This is a genomic window from Acinetobacter sp. YZS-X1-1, assembly GCF_000804305.1.
In the GTDB taxonomy this organism is placed as follows: domain Bacteria; phylum Pseudomonadota; class Gammaproteobacteria; order Pseudomonadales; family Moraxellaceae; genus Acinetobacter; species Acinetobacter variabilis.
Map to the genome: position 1 here is coordinate 12,423 of NZ_JWHB01000025.1, position 22,994 is coordinate 35,416.

The 22,994-nt window shown below is 39.7% G+C and carries 23 protein-coding genes; 5 read left to right on the top strand and 18 right to left on the bottom strand.

Annotated features, from left to right (window positions below; genetic code table 11):
- Nucleotides 1-11 precede the first annotated feature (11 nt).
- The 6 genes from RJ01_RS12280 to RJ01_RS12305 are packed head-to-tail and all read right to left on the bottom strand — an operon-like array spanning nt 12 to nt 4,530.
- A complete protein-coding gene (locus tag RJ01_RS12280) occupies nt 12-302 on the bottom strand; it encodes an MSMEG_0570 family nitrogen starvation response protein (protein WP_034171297.1) in 291 nt (96 codons plus the stop codon).
- Nucleotides 290-1,345, bottom strand: a complete 1,056-nt coding sequence (locus tag RJ01_RS12285) for a sll0787 family AIR synthase-like protein (protein ID WP_034171298.1) — start codon at nt 1,343-1,345, stop codon at nt 290-292. The genes RJ01_RS12280 and RJ01_RS12285 overlap by 13 nt, the downstream gene beginning before the upstream one ends.
- Complete coding sequence (locus tag RJ01_RS12290) at nt 1,345-1,905, bottom strand: MSMEG_0567/Sll0786 family nitrogen starvation N-acetyltransferase (RefSeq protein WP_034171299.1); 561 nt, start codon at nt 1,903-1,905, stop codon at nt 1,345-1,347. The genes RJ01_RS12285 and RJ01_RS12290 overlap by 1 nt, the downstream gene beginning before the upstream one ends.
- A gap of 10 nt (nt 1,906-1,915) precedes the next feature.
- Nucleotides 1,916-2,995, bottom strand: a complete 1,080-nt coding sequence (locus RJ01_RS12295; protein ID WP_034171300.1) for an MSMEG_0568 family radical SAM protein — start codon at nt 2,993-2,995, stop codon at nt 1,916-1,918.
- A gap of 31 nt (nt 2,996-3,026) precedes the next feature.
- Nucleotides 3,027-4,016, bottom strand: coding sequence for a Nit6803 family nitrilase (locus tag RJ01_RS12300; RefSeq protein WP_034171301.1), 990 nt, complete (start codon nt 4,014-4,016; stop codon nt 3,027-3,029).
- A gap of 31 nt (nt 4,017-4,047) precedes the next feature.
- Complete coding sequence (locus tag RJ01_RS12305) at nt 4,048-4,530, bottom strand: MSMEG_0572/Sll0783 family nitrogen starvation response protein (protein WP_004638761.1); 483 nt, start codon at nt 4,528-4,530, stop codon at nt 4,048-4,050.
- A 217-nt stretch (nt 4,531-4,747) separates the two neighbouring features.
- Between RJ01_RS12305 and RJ01_RS12310 the strand changes: the two genes are divergently transcribed.
- Nucleotides 4,748-6,676 (top strand): sigma 54-interacting transcriptional regulator, encoded by a 1,929-nt coding sequence (locus RJ01_RS12310; RefSeq protein WP_034171302.1) that lies wholly within the window; start codon nt 4,748-4,750, stop codon nt 6,674-6,676.
- Between the two features lie 36 nt (nt 6,677-6,712).
- Here RJ01_RS12310 and RJ01_RS12315 read toward each other — a convergent pair whose 3' ends face one another.
- Nucleotides 6,713-7,048 carry a helix-turn-helix domain-containing protein gene (locus RJ01_RS12315; RefSeq protein WP_264673491.1) on the bottom strand — a complete coding sequence of 112 codons (336 nt, stop codon included), beginning with the start codon at nt 7,046-7,048 and terminating at the stop codon, nt 6,713-6,715.
- Between the two features lie 194 nt (nt 7,049-7,242).
- Here RJ01_RS12315 and RJ01_RS12320 point away from each other — a divergent pair, with 194 nt between their 5' ends.
- On the top strand, nt 7,243-7,563 hold the full coding sequence (locus RJ01_RS12320) for a hypothetical protein (RefSeq protein WP_034171303.1): 321 nt from the start codon (nt 7,243-7,245) through the stop codon (nt 7,561-7,563).
- A gap of 181 nt (nt 7,564-7,744) precedes the next feature.
- On the opposite strand, the gene RJ01_RS12325 is transcribed toward RJ01_RS12320, so the two are convergent.
- The 4 genes from RJ01_RS12325 to RJ01_RS12340 all read right to left on the bottom strand — a co-directional run bounded on the left by RJ01_RS12325 (nt 7,745) and on the right by RJ01_RS12340 (nt 11,396).
- Nucleotides 7,745-8,455: an LrgB family protein gene (locus RJ01_RS12325; RefSeq protein ID WP_034171304.1), complete on the bottom strand. Its 711-nt coding sequence runs from the start codon at nt 8,453-8,455 to the stop codon at nt 7,745-7,747.
- Nucleotides 8,448-8,852 carry a CidA/LrgA family protein gene (locus RJ01_RS12330; RefSeq protein WP_034171305.1) on the bottom strand — a complete coding sequence of 135 codons (405 nt, stop codon included), beginning with the start codon at nt 8,850-8,852 and terminating at the stop codon, nt 8,448-8,450. Before RJ01_RS12330 ends, RJ01_RS12325 begins: the two co-directional genes overlap by 8 nt.
- Complete coding sequence (locus tag RJ01_RS12335) at nt 8,852-10,504, bottom strand: nitrite/sulfite reductase (protein WP_034171306.1); 1,653 nt, start codon at nt 10,502-10,504, stop codon at nt 8,852-8,854. Before RJ01_RS12335 ends, RJ01_RS12330 begins: the two co-directional genes overlap by 1 nt.
- A 70-nt stretch (nt 10,505-10,574) precedes the next feature.
- Nucleotides 10,575-11,396, bottom strand: coding sequence for a hypothetical protein (locus tag RJ01_RS12340; RefSeq protein ID WP_034171322.1), 822 nt, complete (start codon nt 11,394-11,396; stop codon nt 10,575-10,577).
- A gap of 291 nt (nt 11,397-11,687) precedes the next feature.
- On the opposite strand from RJ01_RS12340, the gene RJ01_RS12345 reads away from it, so the two are divergent.
- From RJ01_RS12345 to RJ01_RS12355, 3 genes are all read left to right on the top strand, one after another.
- The gene (locus tag RJ01_RS12345; protein ID WP_034171307.1) at nt 11,688-13,145 is read left to right on the top strand and encodes a cytochrome ubiquinol oxidase subunit I; all 1,458 of its coding nucleotides are present in this window, start codon (nt 11,688-11,690) and stop codon (nt 13,143-13,145) included.
- Entirely contained in the window at nt 13,138-14,142 is a 1,005-nt protein-coding gene (gene cydB, locus RJ01_RS12350) for a cytochrome d ubiquinol oxidase subunit II (protein ID WP_034171308.1), read from the top strand. Before RJ01_RS12345 ends, cydB begins: the two co-directional genes overlap by 8 nt.
- 208 nt (nt 14,143-14,350) lie before the next feature.
- Nucleotides 14,351-15,751 carry a PLP-dependent aminotransferase family protein gene (locus tag RJ01_RS12355; RefSeq protein ID WP_034171309.1) on the top strand — a complete coding sequence of 467 codons (1,401 nt, stop codon included), beginning with the start codon at nt 14,351-14,353 and terminating at the stop codon, nt 15,749-15,751.
- 133 nt (nt 15,752-15,884) lie between these two features.
- Here RJ01_RS12355 and RJ01_RS16150 read toward each other — a convergent pair whose 3' ends face one another.
- From RJ01_RS16150 to RJ01_RS12385, 7 genes are all read right to left on the bottom strand, one after another.
- The gene (locus RJ01_RS16150) at nt 15,885-15,998 is read right to left on the bottom strand and encodes a hypothetical protein (RefSeq protein WP_152606033.1); all 114 of its coding nucleotides are present in this window, start codon (nt 15,996-15,998) and stop codon (nt 15,885-15,887) included.
- Nucleotides 15,999-16,636: 638 nt separating this feature from the next.
- Nucleotides 16,637-17,110: a hypothetical protein gene (locus tag RJ01_RS12360; RefSeq protein ID WP_052209098.1), complete on the bottom strand. Its 474-nt coding sequence runs from the start codon at nt 17,108-17,110 to the stop codon at nt 16,637-16,639.
- Nucleotides 17,111-17,326: 216 nt separating this feature from the next.
- Entirely contained in the window at nt 17,327-17,665 is a 339-nt protein-coding gene (locus RJ01_RS16865; protein WP_004779912.1) for a DUF3325 family protein, read from the bottom strand.
- Entirely contained in the window at nt 17,662-19,179 is a 1,518-nt protein-coding gene (locus RJ01_RS12370; RefSeq protein WP_034171310.1) for a PepSY domain-containing protein, read from the bottom strand. The genes RJ01_RS16865 and RJ01_RS12370 overlap by 4 nt, the downstream gene beginning before the upstream one ends.
- Nucleotides 19,180-19,464, bottom strand: coding sequence for a hypothetical protein (locus RJ01_RS12375; protein ID WP_034171311.1), 285 nt, complete (start codon nt 19,462-19,464; stop codon nt 19,180-19,182).
- Between the two features lie 73 nt (nt 19,465-19,537).
- Nucleotides 19,538-21,733 (bottom strand): TonB-dependent receptor, encoded by a 2,196-nt coding sequence (locus tag RJ01_RS12380; RefSeq protein ID WP_034171312.1) that lies wholly within the window; start codon nt 21,731-21,733, stop codon nt 19,538-19,540.
- Between the two features lie 514 nt (nt 21,734-22,247).
- On the bottom strand, nt 22,248-22,958 hold the full coding sequence (locus RJ01_RS12385; RefSeq protein WP_005237557.1) for a hypothetical protein: 711 nt from the start codon (nt 22,956-22,958) through the stop codon (nt 22,248-22,250).
- Between the last annotated feature and the right edge of the window lie 36 nt (nt 22,959-22,994).

Consider the following 22,994-nt stretch of genomic DNA (forward strand, 5'->3'; position numbering starts at 1 on the left):
GTCCATCCTGTTTATTCATTTGTCATTTCAATAATTTCAATGCTTTCTTGAAGGGTAATCCCCAAAATCTTGATGTGCTGCTTGATACTGGCCAGATTGTCTAGTGCCGCACTACAAGCGAATCCATAGCGTGCTCTGACACGTTCAGAGGCTTGACCTAAACCGTTTTCAACCTGCTTCATAAAATCAGCGACGTTATAGCGTTGATCTGGACTCAGGTAGTCATAAATCACGGTTGATGGTGAATAGAACTGACTAGTTTCACCATTTGGCCACCTGACCGTAAAATTTACGCTTGGCATATGTATTGCTCCACAGACTGAGAGGAGAATTCTTTTAGTACCTTAAAAGAATCATGCTGTTGTAACAGGTTTTGATAATTCAACCCTGTAAAACACCCTTGTTGAAAATCCCAAAAATAATCTTGTTCACCTTTTAGTTGAACACCTACTTTTCCAGAAGTATTAACCTCACCAATCACTGTGCAATCAATTCCCTGTGAAGCAAAAAGCTCAATAATGTCCTTACACTCATCGTCATCAGCAGTGAGTAGGAAACCATAACTTGGAAAAATTTGGAGCCATTGCAACCAATCTACATGTTGCGGTTTTGGAATCTGCTCTAGACAAATATTTGCTCCCGAACCAGTTGCCTCCAACAGCATTAACAAACTTCCTAAGATTCCTGCATTGCTAATGTCACGAGCAGCATAAGCCAAGTGTTGCTCTGCAATTTCTGGCAGAAGCTCGAGCTGAGCGCGTAGCACTGTGGCAGGTACATGTTCAAAACATTTCCAGTAGGTTGTATTCGGGTGAAATTTTCCCTGCATATTGAGTGCGATCAGAATCTTTTGCCCTGCATGCACATGGAAGACTGATAGAAGTTGCTGAGCTAAGCCTTGAATAGCAACAGACAGCGCTGGCTGAAAATTTGCTTGAATATTGGTATGCCCACCGACTAACTGGACTCCATAGGTTGTACAAGCTGCTTGTATACCTTCTAATAAAAGCTCTGCAGACTGAGAAGTGGTATGCCAATAACTATTTACAACACTCAATGTTCGTCCACCCATGGCAGCAATGTCACTCACATTTGCCATCACCGCAGACCATCCTGCAAAGTAGGGATGTTGCTCTACAAAACTTGGTAACATCCCTTCGCAAGCATGTAATATGTATTGATCTCCTATTTTCAGGGCAGCGGTATCATCAGCAGGCAGTGCATACAAATCTTCATTTTTTTGAATAACTTGAGTATTGATCTGCTTAAAGCTATGTCCAATATCTTGCTTTGAAAGCATGGCAGGTGTTTGTTTTAACAAAGTTAACAATTCAGAAAGCATCATCAAACCTCCTTGTAACTGTAGGCTTGCATGACCACGTGCTGTAGTGGGTAATTTTCTATTTGAGCTTGCATCAACATATGTGGAAGATCCGCAACATTTAGCGTATCCAAACTATCCCAACACAGCTTTTGAAAATAACGCTCGTTTTGTTGCTGTACAGTGGCTAAAAAGGTTTGGCAACCTAAATTTTTGGCAGTGGATACAGCCGCATTAATCAGTGCTTTTCCAATCGCGTGGTGGTGGCGATATAAAGGTTCCACACATAAACGACCGCCCCACCATGTTTGATCCCCATCGGGAAAGATCCGAACAGCACCAATCACACGATCATGTTCTCCAAACATTTGTCCAATCGCAATAATCCCTAGCGCTTTGAAGTCCTGTTCATCTCGGTCTTCTTTCAAGATTTTTTGTTCATCCCGAAAGGTTGCTTCACGCAATTGGTAATATTGTCGACGCTCCCAATCTTCAGTGACAACTTTGATGATAATGTCATCCGTAATAAACTGCTTTAGCTCTTCATTGAGCTCGATTAACCAAGGGTAGCGAGATAATTCCATCACAGACTCCTTATTCATAAGCTTTAAGTGACGAGCAAGCCCCACATTTGGCACAACCTGCTTGAGTATCTTGAGAGTTCAAGCCATATCGGCGTAATTGCGAACCAATTTGGGTATATAGGGATTGCATAAACACTGGATCAGGCTTTGGATGATGTTCCAAAGCAGTTCCCTGAATCGGCACAAAAGGTACAACAAACGGATACACACCTCGTTTTGCCAGATTCTCTGTCATATCAATGATTTCTTTCTGGGTGTCACCTAAACCAGCCAAAATATAGGTGCTGACTTGTCCCCGACCAAATACCTTGACTGCTGCATCAAAAGCAGCAAAGTAAACGCCCAATGAAACTTCTGCTTTGCCAGGCATAATTTTTTGACGGACTCGATCACTGACCGCTTCAAGATGCATTCCTATTGATACAGCACCTGCATCTTTAAGTTTCTGAAACCATGCAAAATCATTAGGCGGTTCGCATTGCACCTGTATCGGTAAATCAACCTGCGCTCTAATAGCTTTGACTGAGTCATATAAAATTTCTGCACCACGATCAGGTGTATTGGGTGTTCCCGTGGTGAGTATCATTTGGGTGATACCATCTAGCTCTACGGCAGCTTTGGCGACTTCAGCGAGCTGATCTGGACGTTTACGAATGATTGCACGTCCGCTTTTTAAAGACTGGTCGATTGAACAAAACTGACATGCGGTAGTCTTGTCATTCATGCGAATACAATGCTGTAAAACCGTTGTTGCTAAGACATCGTGACTATGTAATGTGGCAATCTGTTCATATGGAATTCCATCTGCTGTCACCAAATCATAAAACTTAGGGCGTGTAGGAGCAGATAGCGTTGCAACAGGAATATGATTTTTAGAAACAATCACCTTTCCAGTGATAGGGTCTGTTTTTCCTGTGTAAGGAGAATCTTGTGAGGCAAGGTTTAATACAGGAATCATTAACGTCTGACCGTCCAGCATCATGGCTTTATGATCACTAGGTCCAGCACCACCTTTACGGGATAGCCCAACCTCACCTTCCCACTTGAGCCCGTTACATTGCAAATCACTGAGTAATTCAATTGCAGACATGGCATTCTCCTTGGATTATGATTAAATTAGCTTAGATTTCTTCAGCAAATTCAGCAGTTTGTTCCAAAATTGGTTTAGAGATTGGTTCTACTTGAAGTTCATGTAAAACTTGGGTTGGTCGACGATCGATGAGCAGACTGAGTAACTCTGGACGGCTATAATGACCGACCGAATCCATCATGCGTTTACGTTTATCGATTAGAGAAAAATCGAGATCAGCAATACAGTAACCTTCGCCTTGAGTCACCGGCTCAGCTAGAAACTTGCCTTCAGGCGAAACTATTGCGGTGAAACATCCTCCAGAAATTGGAGCGAGTTCACAGCCTGTATCTTGTATAATTTGTTGTTGTTGTTCTGGATGAAGCCATGCAGTAGCATTCACTACGAAACAACCTGACTCCAAAGCATGGTGTTGAATGGTTGCGCTAATTTGGTCGGCAAAGATCTGTCCAACTAAAGATCCTGGAAACATGGCAGCATGAATTTGCTCACCATCTGCCATTAAAGCGTAGCGCGCTAAAGGATTGTAATGTTCCCAACACGCGAGCGAACCAATTCGACCGACCGCAGAATCAATTGCCTGTAAACCACTACCATCGCCCTGCCCCCACACCATGCGTTCATGGTAGGTTGGTGTAATTTTTCGACGATGTTGAATAATTGAACCATCAGCATTAAACAGCAATTGAGCATTGTAAATTGTGCCACCGGCACGTTCATTAATACCAATTGAAACCACCATATTGGCTGCTCGACAAGCTTTCCCAATTTGTGCTGTCGCTTCTGATGGCACAACAACAGATTCGTTGAGCAACTTTAAGTGTTCTTTGCCCATTGCAAACGGTGCTTGTACAAATGAGAAATAAGGATAATAAGGCACGACCGTTTCAGGAAATACAGCAAATTGCACGCCTTGTTGACCCAGTTCTAAAATCATGTCGCAGATCTTTTTGACCGTGCCTGACTGGCTATATAAAACTGGGCTACACTGAACTGCTGCTGCTTTAACAATTTGACTCATATCTTATTTCCCCTTTATTTCCCAAGTATTCTTAAACAGTCCAAGTATCGATAATTAAGGCATTATCTCGACGCATAAGAAGCTTCAAATCCATGACATCTAAAGGATTAATTGGACGAATTCCTTCCATTAATGCTTTTTCAGTTTGTCCGTATAAAGCTTGTAGAGCGAAACGGCATGCATAGACTTCACCACCTTCAGCCATAAATGCTTTAAGTTGATTATTGACAGCCAAGTGTCCAGGGAATGCTTCTGCCCCCAATGTTGGAAAACCACGTTGTACTCCCAACTGAACACCTGGACCGTATAGCAAAATTTTGGTTTCAAAGCCTTTGCGTAATAACCGTTTTGCTTGTAAGACATTAACCAAGCCAATAGAACCTTCGAAGGCAACGGTATGGAACGTCACCAATGCTTTTTCACCCGGCTGAGCTTTTACATCCTCAAATACCTTTTCTTCATAATCGACAAGAAAATCACCATCTTTGTATTGTTCAATATCTACTTTAGGCATAGCCGTTCCTCATATCTACGGTTTCAATTCAACCAACTGTTTTGGTCTATCTGAGTTATTGCGAGAGCCATGCCAATTTGATTAAAATGTTGTTTTAAATTTTTTATATTATTGAAAAATATATTCTTATTAATTATTTAAGGGGGCTTTGTAAAAATAAGAATGTGTTGAAAAACTACAGCTTTTCGTAGTAATATGAAATTTCATAGTTAAGATTATGATTTTTCATAGCATGAATAATATCGACTTTATTTCTGATTGGGCGTCTTCTGAAGATTCGATTCGTCCGCTTGCTTTTGAGCATACATCGCAAGCATTAATCGTGATCGACCCATATCAAAATCGCTTTAATGATCTGAATATTAGCGCATCTCAATTATTACGCTATGAACGACATGAATTGATTGCAAAAACAGTTACTTCTGTTTTTGGACACATCAATCAATTGCCACATCTCATGGCGTTCACAGATGAAGCACTCAGTAAAGGTTATGCTTGGAATAATGAACTATATGCTTTTGATAAAGAATATGAAAAAATACAACTCGATGTCACCGCTATTCGTTTGCCTTATAAAAATAAAAATCTACTCATTTGGTCATTGGTCGATGTCAAAGATCTAGAATTACGCCAATTGAACAAAAATGCAGACAAGGTCATTCGTGCTGGGCTAAAAGAATGGCAAGCCTTACAAGAGCTTTTTATTGACTCAGATACAGGCAAACATTTATTACTGAGTTCCGTGGGTGATGGTATTTACAGTATTAATAAACAAGGACTATGTACCTTTATTAATCCCGTCGGCGCAAAAATGCTTGGCTTAAAACCCGAAGACGTTCTTGGTAAAAATATTCATAAAGTTCATCATCATACCCATGAAAATGGAACACACTACCCTGTTGAAGATTGTCCAATTTATGCTGCGGTGCATGATGGTATTGTTCATGAAGGCATCCAAGAGGTTTTCTGGCGACGTGATGGTAGCTATTTTCCAGTCGAATTTACCAGTACACCGATTATCCGTGATAGTGAAATCATTGGTGCTGTGGTGGTCTTCCGCGATATTAGCGATCGTTTAAATACTGAAAAACAGCTGACCCATGCACTAGAGGAATTACAAGATTTAAAAAGCCGCCTAGAGCAACAAAATGAATATCTACAAGAAGAAATTTTACAAGAAAATCAATATCACGAAATTGTAGGCAATAGCCCTGCTATTCTACAGATTATTGAAAAAATAAAAGTGGTTGCACCCACTGATGCCAATGTCATGATCTACGGAGAATCAGGAACAGGCAAAGAGCTGATTGCACGCGCTATCCACCAGTCCAGTCACCGTAAACAGCATCCACTTATTCGTGTGAACTGTGCGGCAATTCCCTCTGAATTATTTGAAAGTGAATTTTTCGGACATGTAAAAGGGGCTTTTACAGGCGCAGTTCGCGATCGGGCTGGACGCTTTGAACTCGCCGATCAAGGAACTTTATTTTTAGATGAGATTGGTGAAATCCCACTTGAATTACAAAGCAAATTACTCCGAGTCTTGCAGGAAGGGACTTTTGAAAGAATTGGCGAAGAGAAAACACGGCACGTTGATGTCAGAATTATTGCCGCCACCAATCGAAAATTAAAAGAAGAAGTGAAGCTTAAAAACTTCCGTGAAGACTTATATTTCCGTCTAAATGTATTCCCGATTCATTCTCCTGCATTACGCGAACGTAAACAGGACATTCCTTTACTGGTCTCGCACTTTACCAAGCTAATTAGCGAAAATCGTAAAGTGCCTTATTTACCTTTTTCACAAAAGCATATCCTCGAACTGCAACACTATGACTGGCCCGGTAATATTCGTGAATTACAAAATGTATTGGAACGTGCATTAATCACTGCCAAACACGGGGCTGTTTCTTTCCAATATTTGCTTGAACAAGAATCTTCTCAAGTCCTACTACAGCACAATCAAACCGTAGCAATCGAGCAAGTCCTGACAATACAACAGCTTAAAAAGTTAGAAATGACAAATCTCCAACTGGCAATCAAACAATGTGAAGGTAAAATTTTTGGTGATGAGGGTGCAGCTAAACGCTTAGGCATTAATCCCACCACGCTAATTTCAAAATTAAAAAAACTAGGGATTCAGTATTGAGTCCTATTCACTCAATACTGCGATAAAAACTTATGCTTACTTACAATGTTCATCCAAAACATCAGTTTTGGTAAACACCTCTTTTAGTACATCCAAATCTTCATCAACCGCTGTTTTCATCCCACGTCTTTCTAGCCATTTTCTTCCCCAAAGACTCAGTTCCATAATTAAATGTTGTAGTTCTTTTTCTTCGTCACTTAGCGAATATTCAACTTTTGGAGGGACAACAGAATAAACATGGCGTATTACTAATCCATCTTCTTCAAGTTCACGTAATTGTTTGGACAGTAAGCGTTGATTAATACTCACTAAATGACGTTGTAATTCACTAAAGCGTAAAGTCCCATCTTTAAAGATGGAATGAAAACACACCCTTCCACTTTCAACCTAAAATATGCAGTATGGCTTCCATTGAACAGCCTGGAGCAGAATCATAATTACGGAGTTTTTTCATAGCACTTTACAGTTACCTTTTGATAAGTATAGGAATATTTAAATCGTATAAACACTAAAAAACAGTATGTATCATCATCTCATCAAAGTAAAACTGATTCTTGGAGAGGACTATGTCCGCACTGTTATTCCGACCGATTATCATCCGAAATACTGACTTTAAAAACCGTATTGCCATGTCTCCTATGTGCATGCACTCTGCCACACATGATGGGCATAGCACTGATTCTCATATCGTGTATTATGGCGAACGAGCTTTAGGCGGTGCTAGATTAATCATGCTTGAAATAGCATCTGCATTACCAAATGGTCCCATCGGTCCTGGAGATTTAGGAATATGGAAGGATAGCCATTTCGACAGTTTAGCTCGAATCGAAGATGCGGTTTACCGCTTTGGAGCTAAAGCAGGTGCTCAACTCGGTAATGAGAAGTAAATTTTAATACAAATTTACTTCTCTCGAATACCATAGAGACTGCAAGGTAAGCAAATTAGATCTCATACATAAATTAAAAAATGATCTTCTTTCGATTTAAATTTGAATCACATTTTTTAACATTAAGCTGAACTTAAACACCAAGAATATCTCTTTATGTTAGATAGGATTTCATATTGATTTAAAAAGATATAGCTCCAAGAATGTATTTCGTCAGTGCAATCACGCTGGGAGCAAATAGCACCATGATGATTCCTGAAATAATCATGGAAAGGCTGGCAATGACCCCTTCTAATTCATGTCGCTGTCTTGCACGCGCAATACCCATGGCATGTGCGGCATTACCCAATGCTGCCCCCGAAGCAATTTTGTTCTTGCACCGCATCCATAACAGCAGAACATCTCCCAACAACATGCCAACTAAACCTGTAATCACGGTAAAGAGTGGAATTAAGCTGATGGATCCACCAACTTTTTCAGTCAGTATCAAAGCAAAGGGAATTGAAATGGAACGCGCCAATAGACTATTTTTAACAATGTCATCAAAGTTCATCAGACTGGCCAAAAACCAACTGCTAAAAATACCTACTAACATGGCAAGGCTAGAACTCAGCATAAGTACTTTAAAATGTTGCTGAATCATGCGGCGATAACGAAATACTGGAATAGCAAAAACCACGGTGATTGGGCCAAGCATCGCCACCAGATATTGGGTATAGCTGTAATAGTCTTGAAACTTATGCTGTAAAAGAAAGATCAGCATGATACTCAATACAGGGACGACAATAATCGGAGATAAATAGATTTTTTGTGTTCGAACAAAGAACCGCTTTGCCATGAAATAACACAGTATGGTCCAGACCAAGTAAAAAAGCCCCCAGAACTCAGTCATACGGATTTTCCTGTTTACGTACTTCCTTCTTTAGGAACATACGCACTGTATATACGGAAGACATCATTACCAAAGCGGTACTGATCAAAATCACTAGCAAGATTTTCCAACCACTGATGATCAGTAAGTCATGATATTGAATCACGCCCACCACGGGCGGAATGAAGAACAGTAGCAGTTCAGCCAGTAACAGATCGGCACCCTGTTCAACATGAGCTAGTTTCAGCCATTTCATTTCAAGTAAAATCAACAGCAGAAAGAAACCCAATACACCCGATGCTACAGGTAAGCTCAGCAGCATTTGCAAGCCATAAGCACAGCTCCAAACCATCAAAATAATGATGATTTGATAGCTTGAACTTTTGAGCTGACTGAGTTGATTTCGGATATCCAACATTAGCTTATGTCCGCATAAGCCCGTTCTTTAAATGGCTGAATCGAAACCCGTTTGTAGGTTTCTAAGAAAGACTCATGCTCCAAACGTAGATCCAGATAGGTATTCAAAATTTCTTCGAGCACATCCGGAATATCTTCTGCTGGAAAAGAAGGTCCTAAAATATCGCCAATAGATGCATCGTGGTTAGAATTCCCACCTAAAGTAATTTGATAATACTCAGCCCCTTTTTTATCGACACCCAAGATACCAATATTACCGACATGGTGATGCCCACATGCATTCATACAGCCTGAAATGTTCAGATCAACCTTACCTAAATTATATATAGAGTCTAGGTCATCAAATCGACGAGCAATCGCTTCATATACTGGAATAGATTTAGCATTCGCCAATGAACAAAAATCACCGCCGGGGCAGCAAATCATGTCGGTCAGAAAACCAATATGTGCACGGGCTAGATTGTCACGATCCAAGACTTGCCACAGTTCAAATAAGTCTTTTTGTCGCACATCAGTTAAGGCTATATTTTGCTCATGCGTGGTACGGAGTTCACCAAAAGTATATTGATCGGCTAAATCTGCAATTAAGCGCATTTCATCGGAGGTCATATCACCTGGTGCTACCCCAGGCCTTTTTAAACTAATTGTGACTATACGATAGCCCGCCACTTTATGCGGATGGGTATTGATATTGAACCAGTGTTTAAACTTCGGATACTGCTGGAATAAAGCTTCAAAATCATGCTGTTCTAAGTTTTCATATATAAATGGCTGAAATACAGCATCCATTTGCTCTAAAACACTTTTTTGAACTTTTAGCTGAGTCTGAGTATAGGCAAATTCCGCTTCAACTTTTTCAGCAAAACCCTCAGGAGTTAATGCTTTCACAAGAATTTTAATGCGTGCTTTATATTTATTATCGCGACGACCATGTAAGTTATATACGCGCATAATCGCATCTAAGTAGGCAATTAAGTCTTCACGTGCTAAAAAATGCTTGATGACATGCCCAGCTAAAGGTGTGCGGCCCAAACCACCGCCTACTTTAATTTGATAGCCAATTTCCCCTGTTTCATTTTTTACAACATACACTCCAACATCATGGAATGTTGTCGCAGCTCGATCCTGTTCTGGGTGTGCACAAACTGCGATTTTAAATTTACGTGGCAGGAATGAAAATTCAGGATGAAAGGTACTCCACTGGCGAATCAGTTCGCAGGTGGGACGCGGATCGGTTAATTCCCCTTCAACTACACCGGCGTACTGGTCTGTGGTGGTATTTCGAATGCAGTTACCACTCGTTTGAATGGAGTGCATGTGTACCGTAGCCAGTTCCTGCAAAATATCAGGTACATCTTCAAGCTGCGGCCAATTCAGTTGAATATTTTGACGGGTTGAAATATGTGCATAACCACGATCGTACTTCTGTGCAACCTCAGCAACCTTACGCAATTGATTTGAATTCATTAAGCCATAAGGAACAGCCAAACGCAGCATCGGGGCATAACGCTGAATATATAAACCATTTTGTAAACGTAATGGTCGATATTCGTCTTCAGTCAGTTTCCCATCTAAATAGCGTTGTGTTTGATCACGAAATTGTGCGACACGTTCATTCAATAAGTTCTGGTCAAAATCAGTATATAGAAACATCTGTGCTACCTATTTATTTATGCGATAAATATGAAATAAATATATTTTTGATGAGAATGAATGAAATGAATCAAGCTAAAAAAGTTACAGGATAACTAGAGACACCATGCTGTAGACAGGTCTGCATATATTCGCCATAGACCGATAACTTTTCATAAACATGCTCTGCATAGAACATATCTTCGACTAATTGAGTGGCTTGTTCTTGGCTATAACTTCCATTCGCACTCAATAACTGAGCATTGAGTTTGGAAAATTTTTCACATAGTTCGATATAGCTTTGGTCTTTATTTTTACACAGTAACTGACGCATATTTAATTCAGCACTATCCTTAATCTTGTCTAATGGGTTAGTAGGAATACAATAAATCTTAATTTTAAAAAACTTCTCAATTTCAGTAATTTTTTGAGTATCAAGCTTTAAGTGAGTAATTAAAAAAATCTGAGTTACATCAGCTCTGCACAATGCATTCAGCAGTGCATAATAAAAAAACTCAACATCGTCTAGGTCAGTATCATGCAGATCCAAATATATATTCAAAGCTTGTAATACATCATCAATTTTTAAGTGCGTTTTTTCCTCAGCCTGATAGTAACGGTTTAATAGATTCAGTAAGGGCAGTGTCGCTGGGCTATGATAGATGGATGTTTGATTTAAATTCCCGAGAATAAACGGAGCAAATAAGTAGGCTAAACTCGATTGTTCATTTTCAATTATAGACTGCACAATATAATTCACTTTCACCTTGGAAAGCTCGCGCAAGACTTTTGCACGCAGTAGTGTTGCTTCTAAATTGACGAATTTTTGTATCAGCTTCTTTTCCAACTTTGCTGAAAAAACTCCCTGTTCAATAATCTCGGCAATTCTATTCAAGCTCTCTGTAACAAACATTTCAAAACCATCCAGATTCATTCATATTCATTATTTTGATTCTTTTTTAAATCAGCTGTAGCTACAGAATCGCACTGTCTGAATATAACAGAGTATTGTTATCTACTATCTCTGTTATATTTTATATAACACGTTCTTGTATCTACATCTTGAATTCTGTCTGCTGCAAAATCTAGATAATTATTCAAAGTAGGTAGTTTTTATGAAACGATCTATAGTTTTTCATAACACATGTATAGATAGTGTTTTTTTTAAAAATATCAGAAATTTGTGTCTGCAATGGAGGTTCCTATGAGCCTTGGTTTGACCGCACTAGAACTCGCCCGAATTCAATTTGCCTTTACAGTTTCTTTTCACATCATATTCCCAGCCACTTCGATTGGTCTAGCCTGTTTCCTTTCTCTGCTTGAATGGAAATGGTTACGTACTCAGAATCCAGTCTATAAAGATCTTTTTAAGTATTGGATTAAAATTTTTGCAGTGGCTTTTGCCATGGGTGTCGTATCAGGCATTGTTATGGCCTATCAGTTTGGTACCAACTGGAGTGAGTTTTCCCGTATTGCGGGTTCAGTCACGGGTCCATTACTGACTTATGAAGTGTTGAGCGCCTTTTTCCTAGAAGCTGGCTTTCTCGGCATCATGCTGTTCGGGTGGGGACGCGTTGGTCCTAAAGCACATTTTTTTGCCACCTTAATGGTTGCGATTGGTACCTGTATTTCCATGTTTTGGATTTTGTCATCTAATAGCTGGATGCAAACCCCGCAAGGCTTTGCTATCGAAAATGGCATTATAATCCCGTCTGACTGGTGGGCAATCGTGTTTAACCCGTCCTTCCCTTATCGCTTTGCCCATATGGCAACAGCAGCATTTCTCGTTTCTTCCCTATTGGTGGTCGGTACAGCCGCGTGGCATTTATTCAAAGGTCGCCGCGATGAGTTGGTCAAGAAATCTTTCTCGATGGGACTGTGGATGGTGCTGGTAACATCTTGCCTGCAAGTGGTGATTGGCGATCAGCATGGTTTAAATACCCTGGAACATCAACCGACGAAATTGGCTGCGATTGAGGGGCATTGGGAAACCAATCATGATCATGGCATGCCGTTACTGCTATTTGCTTTACCTGACATGGAAAATGAACGTAATACCTTTGAAATAGGTATCCCTAATTTAGGCAGCTTAATTTTAACTCACTCTATGGATGGAAAAGTTACAGGATTAAAAGACTTCGCTCCTGAAGATCGTCCACCGGTTCCAGTGGTGTTTTGGAGTTTCCGTGTGATGGTGGGACTCGGCATGCTGATGGTGTTGATGTCATTAACAGCATTATGGCTGCGTAAACAAGACCGTTTATATGAGAGCCACTGGTTTCATAAATTTGCAATCCTTATGGGGCCTACAGGTTACATTGCGCTTCTCGCGGGCTGGGTGACTACAGAAGTAGGCCGACAGCCTTGGGTGGTCTATGGTGTCATCCGTACACAGCATGGTTTATCGCATACCGTCACCGCAGATCAAGTGGGTCTGAGTCTGATTATTTTTGTACTGGTCTATACCGTGGTTTTCGGTACAGGCATCTATTATATGCTGAAATTAATCAAGTCAGGTCCCGTGCATATCGACAGTGTCGATTCACAGCTTGCAGGTCCAGGACACTTTAAAACCCCAATGCGACCATTAAGTTCTGTCGATGAATCCATTGATGATTCAGTAAGCAAAACACCTGTGAATAAGGAGCATCATCATGATTGATCTTGCATTAGTCTGGGTCGGAATTATCGGCTTGGGCGTATTGATTTACGTGGTCATGGATGGCTTTGATCTTGGGATTGGTATCTTGTTTCCGTTTATTCAAGGACAACAAGAACGGGATGTGATGATGAATACTGTTGCCCCGGTATGGGATGGCAATGAAACTTGGATGGTTTTGGGCGGTGCAGGACTATTTGCGGCCTTCCCACTGGTCTATTCCACTGTATTATCTGCCTTGTATTTACCCATCATCTTTATGGTCGTTGCCTTAATCTTTCGAGGCGTGGCTTTTGAGTTTCGCTTTAAAGCCAATCGTAGCAAGCTTTTATGGGATCAAGCCTTTATTTGGGGTTCATTCTTCTCCAGCTTTTTTCAAGGGGTGATTCTTGGGGCGTATATTCAAGGGATTGAAACGTACAAGGGTATTTACAGTGGCGGTCCACTTGACTGGCTAACGCCATTCTCTTTGTTCGTAGGCTTGGGGGTGGTTATCATGTATAGCGCATTAGGTTGTGCATGGCTCATCATGAAAACCGAAGCAGCGTTACAAGATAAAATGTATGCACTGATGCCTAAACTGATCATTGCACTCTTAATTGTATTTGGCGCAGTCAGTATCTATACACCTATCAGCCATCCTGAAATTGCACAGCGTTGGTTTAGCTTACCGAATCTGTTCTATTTCAGCCCTGTGCCTATGCTGGTGCTGATTTGCTCTGGGCTGATTTTGAAAGCGTGTACACAGCGCAATGAGGCGCAACCCTTTATCCTGACACTAGGGCTGGTATTTCTAGCCTTTACAGGGTTTGTAATTAGTTTGTGGCCGAACATCATTCCACCTTCGGTTTCCATCTGGCAAGCAGCGGCACCTGAATCGAGCATGAAATTTGCCTTAGTGGGTGCAGTCATTCTCATTCCAATTATTTTGACCTATACCTTTGTGTCCTACTGGGTCTTCCGTGACAAAGTGCGTATTGGTGATGAAGGCTATCATTAAGAAAGGTGACCCTATGAAAAAAATGCAAAATCATTTGAGCCCCACAGCATGGTTCATATTATTATGGTGTTTTGGTTTCCTAACTCTGGGTTTAATTGCAGGATTATTTAGACTGCTCCTAAACCTAGCCTATTAAAAACAGTCTGAATAAAAATTTGGATAGCAGTGCAAAGGCTGCTATCCCTTTCGCCTATGAGCATGACACTTTATGTATAAATCAGAACAACTTGCCCTAAGCCTAAAACATCTGATTGAAACTGGGACATGGAAAGCGCATGAGAAATTGCCCTCTTTAAGACAACAAGTCGAAATTTCAGGCTTTAGCTTAATTACGGTAATGAATGCCTATCAGGAATTGGAAGCACAAGGGCTGGTCTATTCCAAAGAAAAATTAGGCTACTTTGTTGCTGAAAATCCTGTGCAAGCTGCTCTTGCTAAAAAAGTCATTGTGAATGACAAAATTGAAATTAACTCTATTGTTTTTAGATATTTAAAATCAATCCAATCTGAAAAAATTGTGCCTTTGGGCAGTGCTTTCCCAAATAGCCAATTGCTGTATTCTCCCAAACTGATGCAAACCTTGGCACAGCAGGCGAAATACCGCGTCGGTTATGAACAAATGCCGAGCTTACCACCAGGCAACTACGAGCTTCGAAAACTGATTGCGAAACGCTACTGTATGCAAGGGATTCCGACTGATCCTTCAGATATTGTAATGACTTCAGGTGGTCTGGATGCTTTGAATCTATGTTTAAGAGCCATGACCCAAGCAGGCGACTATATTTTGCTGCAAGAAACTATATTTTATGGTGTATGGCAAGCTGCGGAGAATCTGGGTTTAAAAGTCATTACTATTCCAGAACATCCTGAACATGGCTTAGATTTGGAAGCCTTTCAAAAAGCCATTAGTAGCTACCCAATTAAAGTCTGTCTGCTCATGCTAAACAGCCATAATCCAATTGGATTTACTGTCAGTGACGAGATCAAATTTGAACTGGCAAAACTGCTGCATCAACATGAAATTTATTTGATTGAAGATGATGTCTATGAAGAGCTTTATTATGATCAGAAAAAGCCGCTGTCCATGAAATATTATGATCAGCAGAATTTGGTGCTGCACTGCTCTTCTTTTTCCAAAACTTTAGGCGCAGGTTTTCGTATCGGTTGGGTCTATGCAGGTAAGTTCTCTGAACATATCCAGCATTTGCAATTAATGAGTACCATTTCGGTCAACTCATTCATTCAAAATGCCCTAGTGGATTATCTTTCGCACCGCCACTATGAAAAACATTTAAAAGGTCTGCGTACAACGTTAAAACGGCTAAAAAATCAATATTATCAATATCTCAGTAAGCACTTACCTGAAAATTGCACTGTGCATTATTATTCCTCAGGTTATTTTCTATGGGTAACACTGCCTGAAGAAGTGGACAGCAGCAGCATTTATGAAAAAATGATCCAGAATGATATTGGGATTGCCCCAAGTATTCTTTTTTATCGCAAGAATAAAAAGCAGAACCACATCCGTATCAACTGTTCCTTTGAAATGAATGAAACAATGATCCAAGCACTCACGCTCTTGATTGAACAAATCTCGGAGATGCAGTAACGATCTTAATCGTCAGAATGTTGCTATTTTCAATAAAGCTTTCGCAAGCCTGAGGCTACACGCTTTGCGTAAAGCAACACCTAACTGAAACGGACTTCTTTGGTCGTATCCTGTTTTTTATATATCTTCTGTTTTACTGTAAAACGTATTCCCAAATCACAAAACCAATAAAAAAACCCAGAAATGAATATACAGTGATGATAAAAAACACAAACCATGCTTTATTTTTTTTAAATAAAAAATTCATCGATGCCTGCTCATAACTCATATTAAATGAATATTTTAAGCATCATATTAGCGAAGTGTAGGTACAGTTTTGAATGAAAAAATATAACAGAAAAACTTTTAAAATTAAGGGTTAAAACTTTCGTTCATAGCATAACTAAATAAACTTCTGTGAATACACAATAAAAAAGCCCGACATCCTGTCGGGCTTTTTCGTATTGGGTGTTTAGGTATAACTCCTGTCGTACCTCACGTCCTAGTGTTGCACTTATCATTATTGTTTTATGTGTTGGAACATCCTGTTCTCTATGTCCCCATCATATGAAAATTCGCAGGGATGACATAGACGCTATGATCCCTAATTGATGTCAGCCTGAGCGTACAACATTGCTCAAAACTTACCCCAAGGTTTATCCGCAGAAATTGCGGATAATTTCCGAAGTGCATGCATTGAGTTATCAGGGAAAAGTTGAAATTTGAATGTTTTTTGATCAATTTTATTGGCTGAAAGTGACAAGTTCATTCAATAGAAAGCCGATTTGTTTCAAAATCGGCTTTTTCGGCATTTTTTGATTGGTTTGGGTTTTTTAAGTAACTGATATTTAGATTAATATACACGTGTACTTCATATAACCGCTATTATGTTAAATAAGTGCCGTCTTAGGGAAGTGTTGCCAGATAATCTATTAACTTTTTTAGAGCGTATTCAACTGAATTAATTGTTATATGTTCAGCATATATAATATTTTCACTTAATTTTGGATATGTGAAAAATGGATTTTCATGCAACTTAAATAAGAAAAAAATTGATTCTTGGTTTCTTACGCCAATCTTTGAAAAATCGTCAAAAGTTTCTGCTAAGGTCAAGTGATAATGATTAATAAAATTATGATTTATATATAGATTTTCTAAAAAATTTTCTGTGGTTAGATTATAGTTTTTGTGGAAAGGTGATTGGAGTACTGCTCTCAAAGCTCCAATAAAACTAGGCATGTATGTTGGTGAATCTAATGTACCAAATGAAATTCCATTAATATTCATTGTAAGAGATACAAGGTTCTTTTGAGGATTGATATTAAGAATAGTAAAAGAAAATTCTTTTGTACCAATTTCGATATAATTCGTTTCAGTCATTTTATCTTTAAGCTTTCCTAAAATTAACATAATACACCTTATGCGAAGTCAAAAATGGGAGCCTTAAGCTCCCATTTTTACTGTATTTTTTTGAAAATTTCGTATAACCCCCATTATGTTAAATGGACTGTAAATTGATGGATTTTTCATACTTTCTATTTTGAAAAAATTTGCAGATCCTTTTTTTAATTTGTAACTTGGACTGCCATCTCTTTCCTAAATAAATTTATACAGTGAATAAGACAGAGCTAAAAGAGCAGAGGACATCCACAGAATAAAGAAATATTCTCTAAATTTATAAAAAAATAAAATATGTATAAAAAATGCTGAAGTTATGACTAGGAAAATCCAAGTCATTATTCCCACTGAAAAACCGTGATCTTGACAGTTCAGATATAAAGACAGTACCAGAAAAATCACTGAGTATATTTTTAACAAAGGTTGAGAATAATGAAAGCTTAGAAAAGGATACCCAAGTTTTTTCATTCCACTTTGACTGGTCATACACAGCTGCATCATTGCAACCATGGCCCACAATATTGCAGCCAGACTCATTTGGCCACCTCACGCAGCTTTATTTTCTTGAAATAAAAACAGGCAAATATATATCCTGTGGCGATGAGCATCAATACAAGATCAACTCCTGCTACAGACCATTGCTGATGCAACACGGTATTCAAGAGGAACGCGTGAGGAGTCAAGAATATGGGACTAAATACTGTCATCCATAAAATAACAGCAGTGAGGATAAAGGACAAAACTATGGCTTTTTGCATTTTAGCCAGCATCGGAATGAATAGAATACCCACCCAGCTGATAAAGAATATGCTTAACTCATACTGAATCCGCTGTTCAAGACTGCCCGTCAAAATCCGGTTAGCTAAAAAATACATGGCTGTCGCAAACGGCAAGCCCAGAAAAGTAAAATAATTAAGGTAAGCAACCACATTATAACTTAAGGTATGTTGCTGTTTAATACGTTTCTTTTGCCATAATAAAGCTCCTGCGACCAGCATGATGCAACCGACGAGACCTAAACCCGCTAGTATCCCCCTCATCCATTGACTGGCGTAATATCCTAGATGAATACCATAAGTTGCCGAGCTGATTTGAGCGACAGGATGCAGATTTCTTTCGGAATTCAGATTCTGTCCGGTATTTGCTGCAAAAATAAATTGCGGATTATTGAAAGTAATTAATTGGTTATATCCATAATCGAACGTAATTAAGGCTTCCGCAGTATTTGGATTTTTGACTTCAAATTTCTCCAGTACAGCCCCATTACTTGCCTGTTGAGGTAGTTGACGGGAGAATACAGAGAATTCTTTTAATTGAAGAGCTGAATTTGCTGCCGATTTTGGCGGATTGATATATTGTATTTCACTATAAAACTTCTTTATTCCATTCTCGCCATAGTGTTTATTGATTCCCGCTGGCACAAGCAGATAGAAGAAGATCATAATCCCGGTAAAGGCCATAATCAGATAAAAAGGCAGAGTTACTACACCGGTAATATGATGCAAATCCAATAATGTACGCTGTCCCTTAAAACTCCGGAATACAAAAAAATCTTTAATTATTTTTTTATGGGTAAAGATCCCGGTAATTAATGCAATGAGAAATAGCACCCCGACAATAACCACTAGCGTTCTACCGACGACATCGGGCAAAGGATACAGACTGTAATGTAATTTAAAAAAGAAGTCGCCTCCCAGACTTTCCCGACCTTCTGTTAAAATTAATCCTGTATGGGGGTCTTGCAGTTTATGGTACTTATTGGTTTGGGCTTGCCATTCTAAAGTGTTAAAAGGCATTCGGGAATTGGCAAGATTCACTCGCCATCTTTTTGCCTCTGAGGCATGGGTATTTAAGTAATCATAGGCAACCTGGGCCGACTCAAAGGAACTAGGAGGCACTTTTAAATATAAAAAATTTTCAGGTTTAGACCAGAGATTAATTTCAGTTCTGAAATAGGCAATAGAGCCGGTAAAAAAAATCAGGAAGACCGACCACAATACAACGATACCTAACCAGCTGTGTAAAGTTGCCTGTATCTGGCGAAATTGCATTTAATTTTCTCCAAATTTTTTTATGATCCAATAGCTCAGCAATAAAATATAACTGAGATAATTGATGCTCTTTTGCCATAATTTAGACGGAATACAAGGAACTAAAACAATATAAAAAATGAGGAAAGTAAAACCTAGGAGGGCAGATAAATAGATATTTTCAGCTGTTGCAAAAGGTAAATAGTCAGGTAAAACCCAAGAGATCCATAAGCTATAGCCATAAGCAGCCAGGCAGATATAAAAAATTTCTTTAATAGATAACCACTCTGGTTTTTGTTTATCCATTGACCTTATCTTTCATCCCATCTCAGGAAGTGAAGAAGTATCTGTACGGCTACAGATACTTCCTAGGTGAATATTAATAATTAATGGTATAGCTTAGGCCAAAAGTACGACCCTCTGCAGGAATGGCCAACAGTGAGTTGCCATTAGTTACTGCTGCTTGCTGTGCAAATACATTTTTGTACTGCTTGTCCCAGACATTATAGACACCAAAATCGACCCGGCCTTTGGCTACAGGGAAATGAGCCAAGACATCCATCGTGGTATAGCCTTTAATATCTGCTGCACTATTGCTATCGGTTAAACCTGCGGCTATTAATGCTTGGTCATCTTTATAGGCTTCATTAGTGCCTTTGATGGCTAGCATTTGTGCACGTACACCATAACCCTCTTCATTATTCCACTCAGCAAACAGGGTGCCTTTCACAGGCGACACGGCAAAAGCATTCAGTTCATGCCATTGATCTGCTGCATCTTTATATTGTCCGCGTGTGTAGCCCAAGGTCCCACCCACCTTATAGTTGTCCATAAATGGATAACTTACCGTAGCTTCTGCTCCATAAATGCGTTGATCTGTATCTACCACATTTACTGAACGGTCAGCGTTGAACTGTACCACCTTATCGGAGGTATTATAGAAACCTGTTAGACCCAAGTTTAAGCCGTCGTCCTGATTTAAGCGCCAACCCAATTCGTAGCTGTTGACCGTGATCGGTGCAATACCTGACGTCGTTAAGGTATAGGCAGCTACATCACGCAGCACGCGTTGTACATCCGGATAACTATAACCTTGTGAAAAATTGGCATAAACTTGCTGCGCATCTGTTAACTCATAGACTGCACCTAAATTGAACAGGAACTTATCAGCATCGGTAGAGTCAGCCGCCATTAAAGTAACCGGATTGCGTGCGGTTAAATAACTGTCAGTGTCTGCCTGAACATACTGATAACGCACACCGGCCTGTACATTCAAACGATCCGTCAGTGCATAATCCCCTTGTACAAATGTGCCAATATTCTGGATTTCTGTATCAGGTCCGGAACCCTGTTTTTCACCTGTTGGTGTATAGACCAGACCATTATTACTTGGTGTATAGTAATCAGCCCACTGGTGATCTTTTTCCCAGTCATAGTCCAGACCATAAGTCAGTTTTAAATCTCGCTCGACCACCTGCAGGTCAGATTGAACAGTAGAGCGAATTCCTGCATAGTCCACATTGGATTGGCTTTGCTTTACATTCACGCCATCTTTGGAATAACCATACGGTACAAAACGCGCTTTTTCATTACGGTAATACGCTTCAACATTCAAAATTTGTCCCAGAAAATCCTGGTTTTGATACTGGGTATTAAACGCATAGCGTTCTGTAAAGGGTTGTTGATCTAAATTCCACCCTTTAATGGCTTTATAAGAAGGCTGTGTCCCGGTTTGCAGATAAGAATAGTCAGGACCATATTCGGTATCCTGTTCATCATTATAGTATTGTGCACCAAAACTTAAGCTTTGCTTATCGGTTAAATTAAAGTTTAAACGACCATTCACATCAAGCGTATTGGTATCCATCGTGCTGCCCTGCCAAGGGCTTAACGAGATACGGTCACCGTTACCATCAAACTGAGAACCCCGACTGGTAAAATCTACCCCTAAAAAACCGTCCATCTTGTCATGACTAAATGAAGCGGTTTGCCCCACCTGATAAGCCAAACTGTCACGACGGAAATTATCAGCCGATGTCAGGCCTAACTTGGTCTGAAAGCTGACCGGTTTCGATTTGTCCGCACGTTTGGTAATAATATTAATAATCCCGCCCGTCGCACCTGAACCATAAATACTGGTCGCACCTGAAACCACCTCGATATGATCAATCATATTCGGACTGATGCTGTTGAGCTGACGCGCCACATCGCGCGAACCCGTCTGTGAAACTCCGTCAATCATCACCAGTACATTCCGCCCACGCATGGTCTGACCGTAATTACTGCTGGTCCCGCTGCTTGGTGCCAATGAAGGTATCAGCTGCGCTAAAACATCTGCGACTTTTCGACTCGCTCCAGCCTGTTGAGCAATTTCTTCACCCTGAATGGTCTGTACAGTTCCTGCAACTTCAGCAATCGTTTTAGGGGTACGGGTTGCTGTTATCACAATAGGAGAAAGCTTTATTGTTTGACCTGAACTTTCAGGCTCCTTTGATGCAGGACCAAACTCTTCTGCGTACAAATGTGAAGAAATAGCTACTGTAAGAAAACACAGACTAAATTGAGATAGTCGCATTTTTAAACCTTTTCACAAACATTAATAATGATGCTAATAATAGTCATTATCATTATAAATGTAAAATTTTTGTTACATTTTTACTTGTATTTTAACCTAGTATTTATTTTTTCAACTTCTGATGAATGAGAAAAAACTCTTTATTCAGATGTGTATATTTAGAGTATAGGTGAATGTAATACTGAGATTGAGATCCAAGCCAATGGGAAAATTAAGTTAGTTGAAAACCGGCAATGGCGTAATGGCGACTGTTCTACAGGCGAATCAATACTTATTGAAATCTAAGGTAGAGATAAATAAAGCCCTGATCTAGGGTCAGGGCTTCGTATAATCTGTATTATGTTAATTTTAGAGGAACTTTATAATTAAAGGATGCCAAATATGCTGTTGATCAAAAGCGTCCTGCACAGAATTTACCCCAATTATTAAAACTAAAACTGATATTAAAACTAAAACTGATCTTAGCGCGTTAAATCTGAAAATGAAACGTCAAGAGCTAATAATCTCTTTTTGCTTAAGCCAGATCGGCTAAAAATTTTAAAATTGGCTCAACGAGTAACTGGGCATCAAAAAGGATGGCATCGTGCGTGCCCTGTATTTTTACCAAATTCAGATTTTGGGTTGTTAAAAACACGGATTCTTGACTAACTTTGTAAGGAACCAACATATCATTCTCGGAAAATATAAATAGCATCTTGACTGAATGATTTTTTAAGATATCCACTAGATTTAATTGCTGCAATAGATAAAGATGCTTAACCTGATAGTTTAAATCAATACTATTTAACTGTTGGTGCAATAATTTTGCACGTTCACGCGCTGCTGCGCCAGCTAAAGTGACCAAGGTACAGAAGCGCTGCATCCCGCGTTTTGGATCAGCCAGTATGGAGGATTTAAATTGTGTATATTGTTCAACTGGCATTGCCTGTGGCCATGCTTCGTTGGCCACGAAACAGGGATTTGACATACAGCAAATCACTGGCTTGGCAATTTTCAATTGTTGCTGGATTTCATTAGCCAGCAAAAGTGCCAACTGTCCACCCAAAGACCATCCCATCAAGACATCAAAAGAACTCGCCTGCCTAACTTTTTCGGCCAAAATACTTTCCACGTTAGGATCAAAAATATCCCATACTTCAACTTGATACTGCTGCCGTAACTGTTCTACAAACGGGGTTAAGACCGCTGTTCCTAGCCCCCAACCCGTAATCATCAGTATCTTCATTTTGTCTGCTCCAATAAAAAGGGACCAATTCAAGTT

What these genes read in the sequence shown, in the direction of transcription:
- RJ01_RS12330 (WP_034171305.1), bottom strand. Translation starts at nt 8,852, where the DNA reads ATGTTGGATATCCGAAATCAACTCAGTCAGCTCAAAAGTTCAAGCTAT.
- cydB (WP_034171308.1), top strand. Translation starts at nt 13,138, where the DNA reads ATGATTGATCTTGCATTAGTCTGGGTCGGAATTATCGGCTTGGGCGTA.
- RJ01_RS12300 (WP_034171301.1), bottom strand. Translation starts at nt 4,016, where the DNA reads ATGAGTCAAATTGTTAAAGCAGCAGCAGTTCAGTGTAGCCCAGTTTTA.
- RJ01_RS16865 (WP_004779912.1), bottom strand. Translation starts at nt 17,665, where the DNA reads ATGAGTCTGGCTGCAATATTGTGGGCCATGGTTGCAATGATGCAGCTG.
- RJ01_RS12305 (WP_004638761.1), bottom strand. Translation starts at nt 4,530, where the DNA reads ATGCCTAAAGTAGATATTGAACAATACAAAGATGGTGATTTTCTTGTC.
- RJ01_RS12310 (WP_034171302.1), top strand. Translation starts at nt 4,748, where the DNA reads ATGATTTTTCATAGCATGAATAATATCGACTTTATTTCTGATTGGGCG.
- RJ01_RS12385 (WP_005237557.1), bottom strand. Translation starts at nt 22,958, where the DNA reads ATGAAGATACTGATGATTACGGGTTGGGGGCTAGGAACAGCGGTCTTA.
- RJ01_RS12290 (WP_034171299.1), bottom strand. Translation starts at nt 1,905, where the DNA reads ATGGAATTATCTCGCTACCCTTGGTTAATCGAGCTCAATGAAGAGCTA.
- RJ01_RS12320 (WP_034171303.1), top strand. Translation starts at nt 7,243, where the DNA reads ATGTCCGCACTGTTATTCCGACCGATTATCATCCGAAATACTGACTTT.
- RJ01_RS16150 (WP_152606033.1), bottom strand. Translation starts at nt 15,998, where the DNA reads ATGAATTTTTTATTTAAAAAAAATAAAGCATGGTTTGTGTTTTTTATC.
- RJ01_RS12355 (WP_034171309.1), top strand. Translation starts at nt 14,351, where the DNA reads ATGTATAAATCAGAACAACTTGCCCTAAGCCTAAAACATCTGATTGAA.
- RJ01_RS12325 (WP_034171304.1), bottom strand. Translation starts at nt 8,455, where the DNA reads ATGACTGAGTTCTGGGGGCTTTTTTACTTGGTCTGGACCATACTGTGT.
- RJ01_RS12280 (WP_034171297.1), bottom strand. Translation starts at nt 302, where the DNA reads ATGCCAAGCGTAAATTTTACGGTCAGGTGGCCAAATGGTGAAACTAGT.
- RJ01_RS12335 (WP_034171306.1), bottom strand. Translation starts at nt 10,504, where the DNA reads ATGTTTCTATATACTGATTTTGACCAGAACTTATTGAATGAACGTGTC.
- RJ01_RS12375 (WP_034171311.1), bottom strand. Translation starts at nt 19,464, where the DNA reads ATGGATAAACAAAAACCAGAGTGGTTATCTATTAAAGAAATTTTTTAT.
- RJ01_RS12345 (WP_034171307.1), top strand. Translation starts at nt 11,688, where the DNA reads ATGAGCCTTGGTTTGACCGCACTAGAACTCGCCCGAATTCAATTTGCC.
- RJ01_RS12285 (WP_034171298.1), bottom strand. Translation starts at nt 1,345, where the DNA reads ATGATGCTTTCTGAATTGTTAACTTTGTTAAAACAAACACCTGCCATG.
- RJ01_RS12360 (WP_052209098.1), bottom strand. Translation starts at nt 17,110, where the DNA reads ATGACTGAAACGAATTATATCGAAATTGGTACAAAAGAATTTTCTTTT.
- RJ01_RS12340 (WP_034171322.1), bottom strand. Translation starts at nt 11,396, where the DNA reads ATGTTTGTTACAGAGAGCTTGAATAGAATTGCCGAGATTATTGAACAG.
- RJ01_RS12295 (WP_034171300.1), bottom strand. Translation starts at nt 2,995, where the DNA reads ATGTCTGCAATTGAATTACTCAGTGATTTGCAATGTAACGGGCTCAAG.
- RJ01_RS12380 (WP_034171312.1), bottom strand. Translation starts at nt 21,733, where the DNA reads ATGCGACTATCTCAATTTAGTCTGTGTTTTCTTACAGTAGCTATTTCT.
- RJ01_RS12370 (WP_034171310.1), bottom strand. Translation starts at nt 19,179, where the DNA reads ATGCAATTTCGCCAGATACAGGCAACTTTACACAGCTGGTTAGGTATC.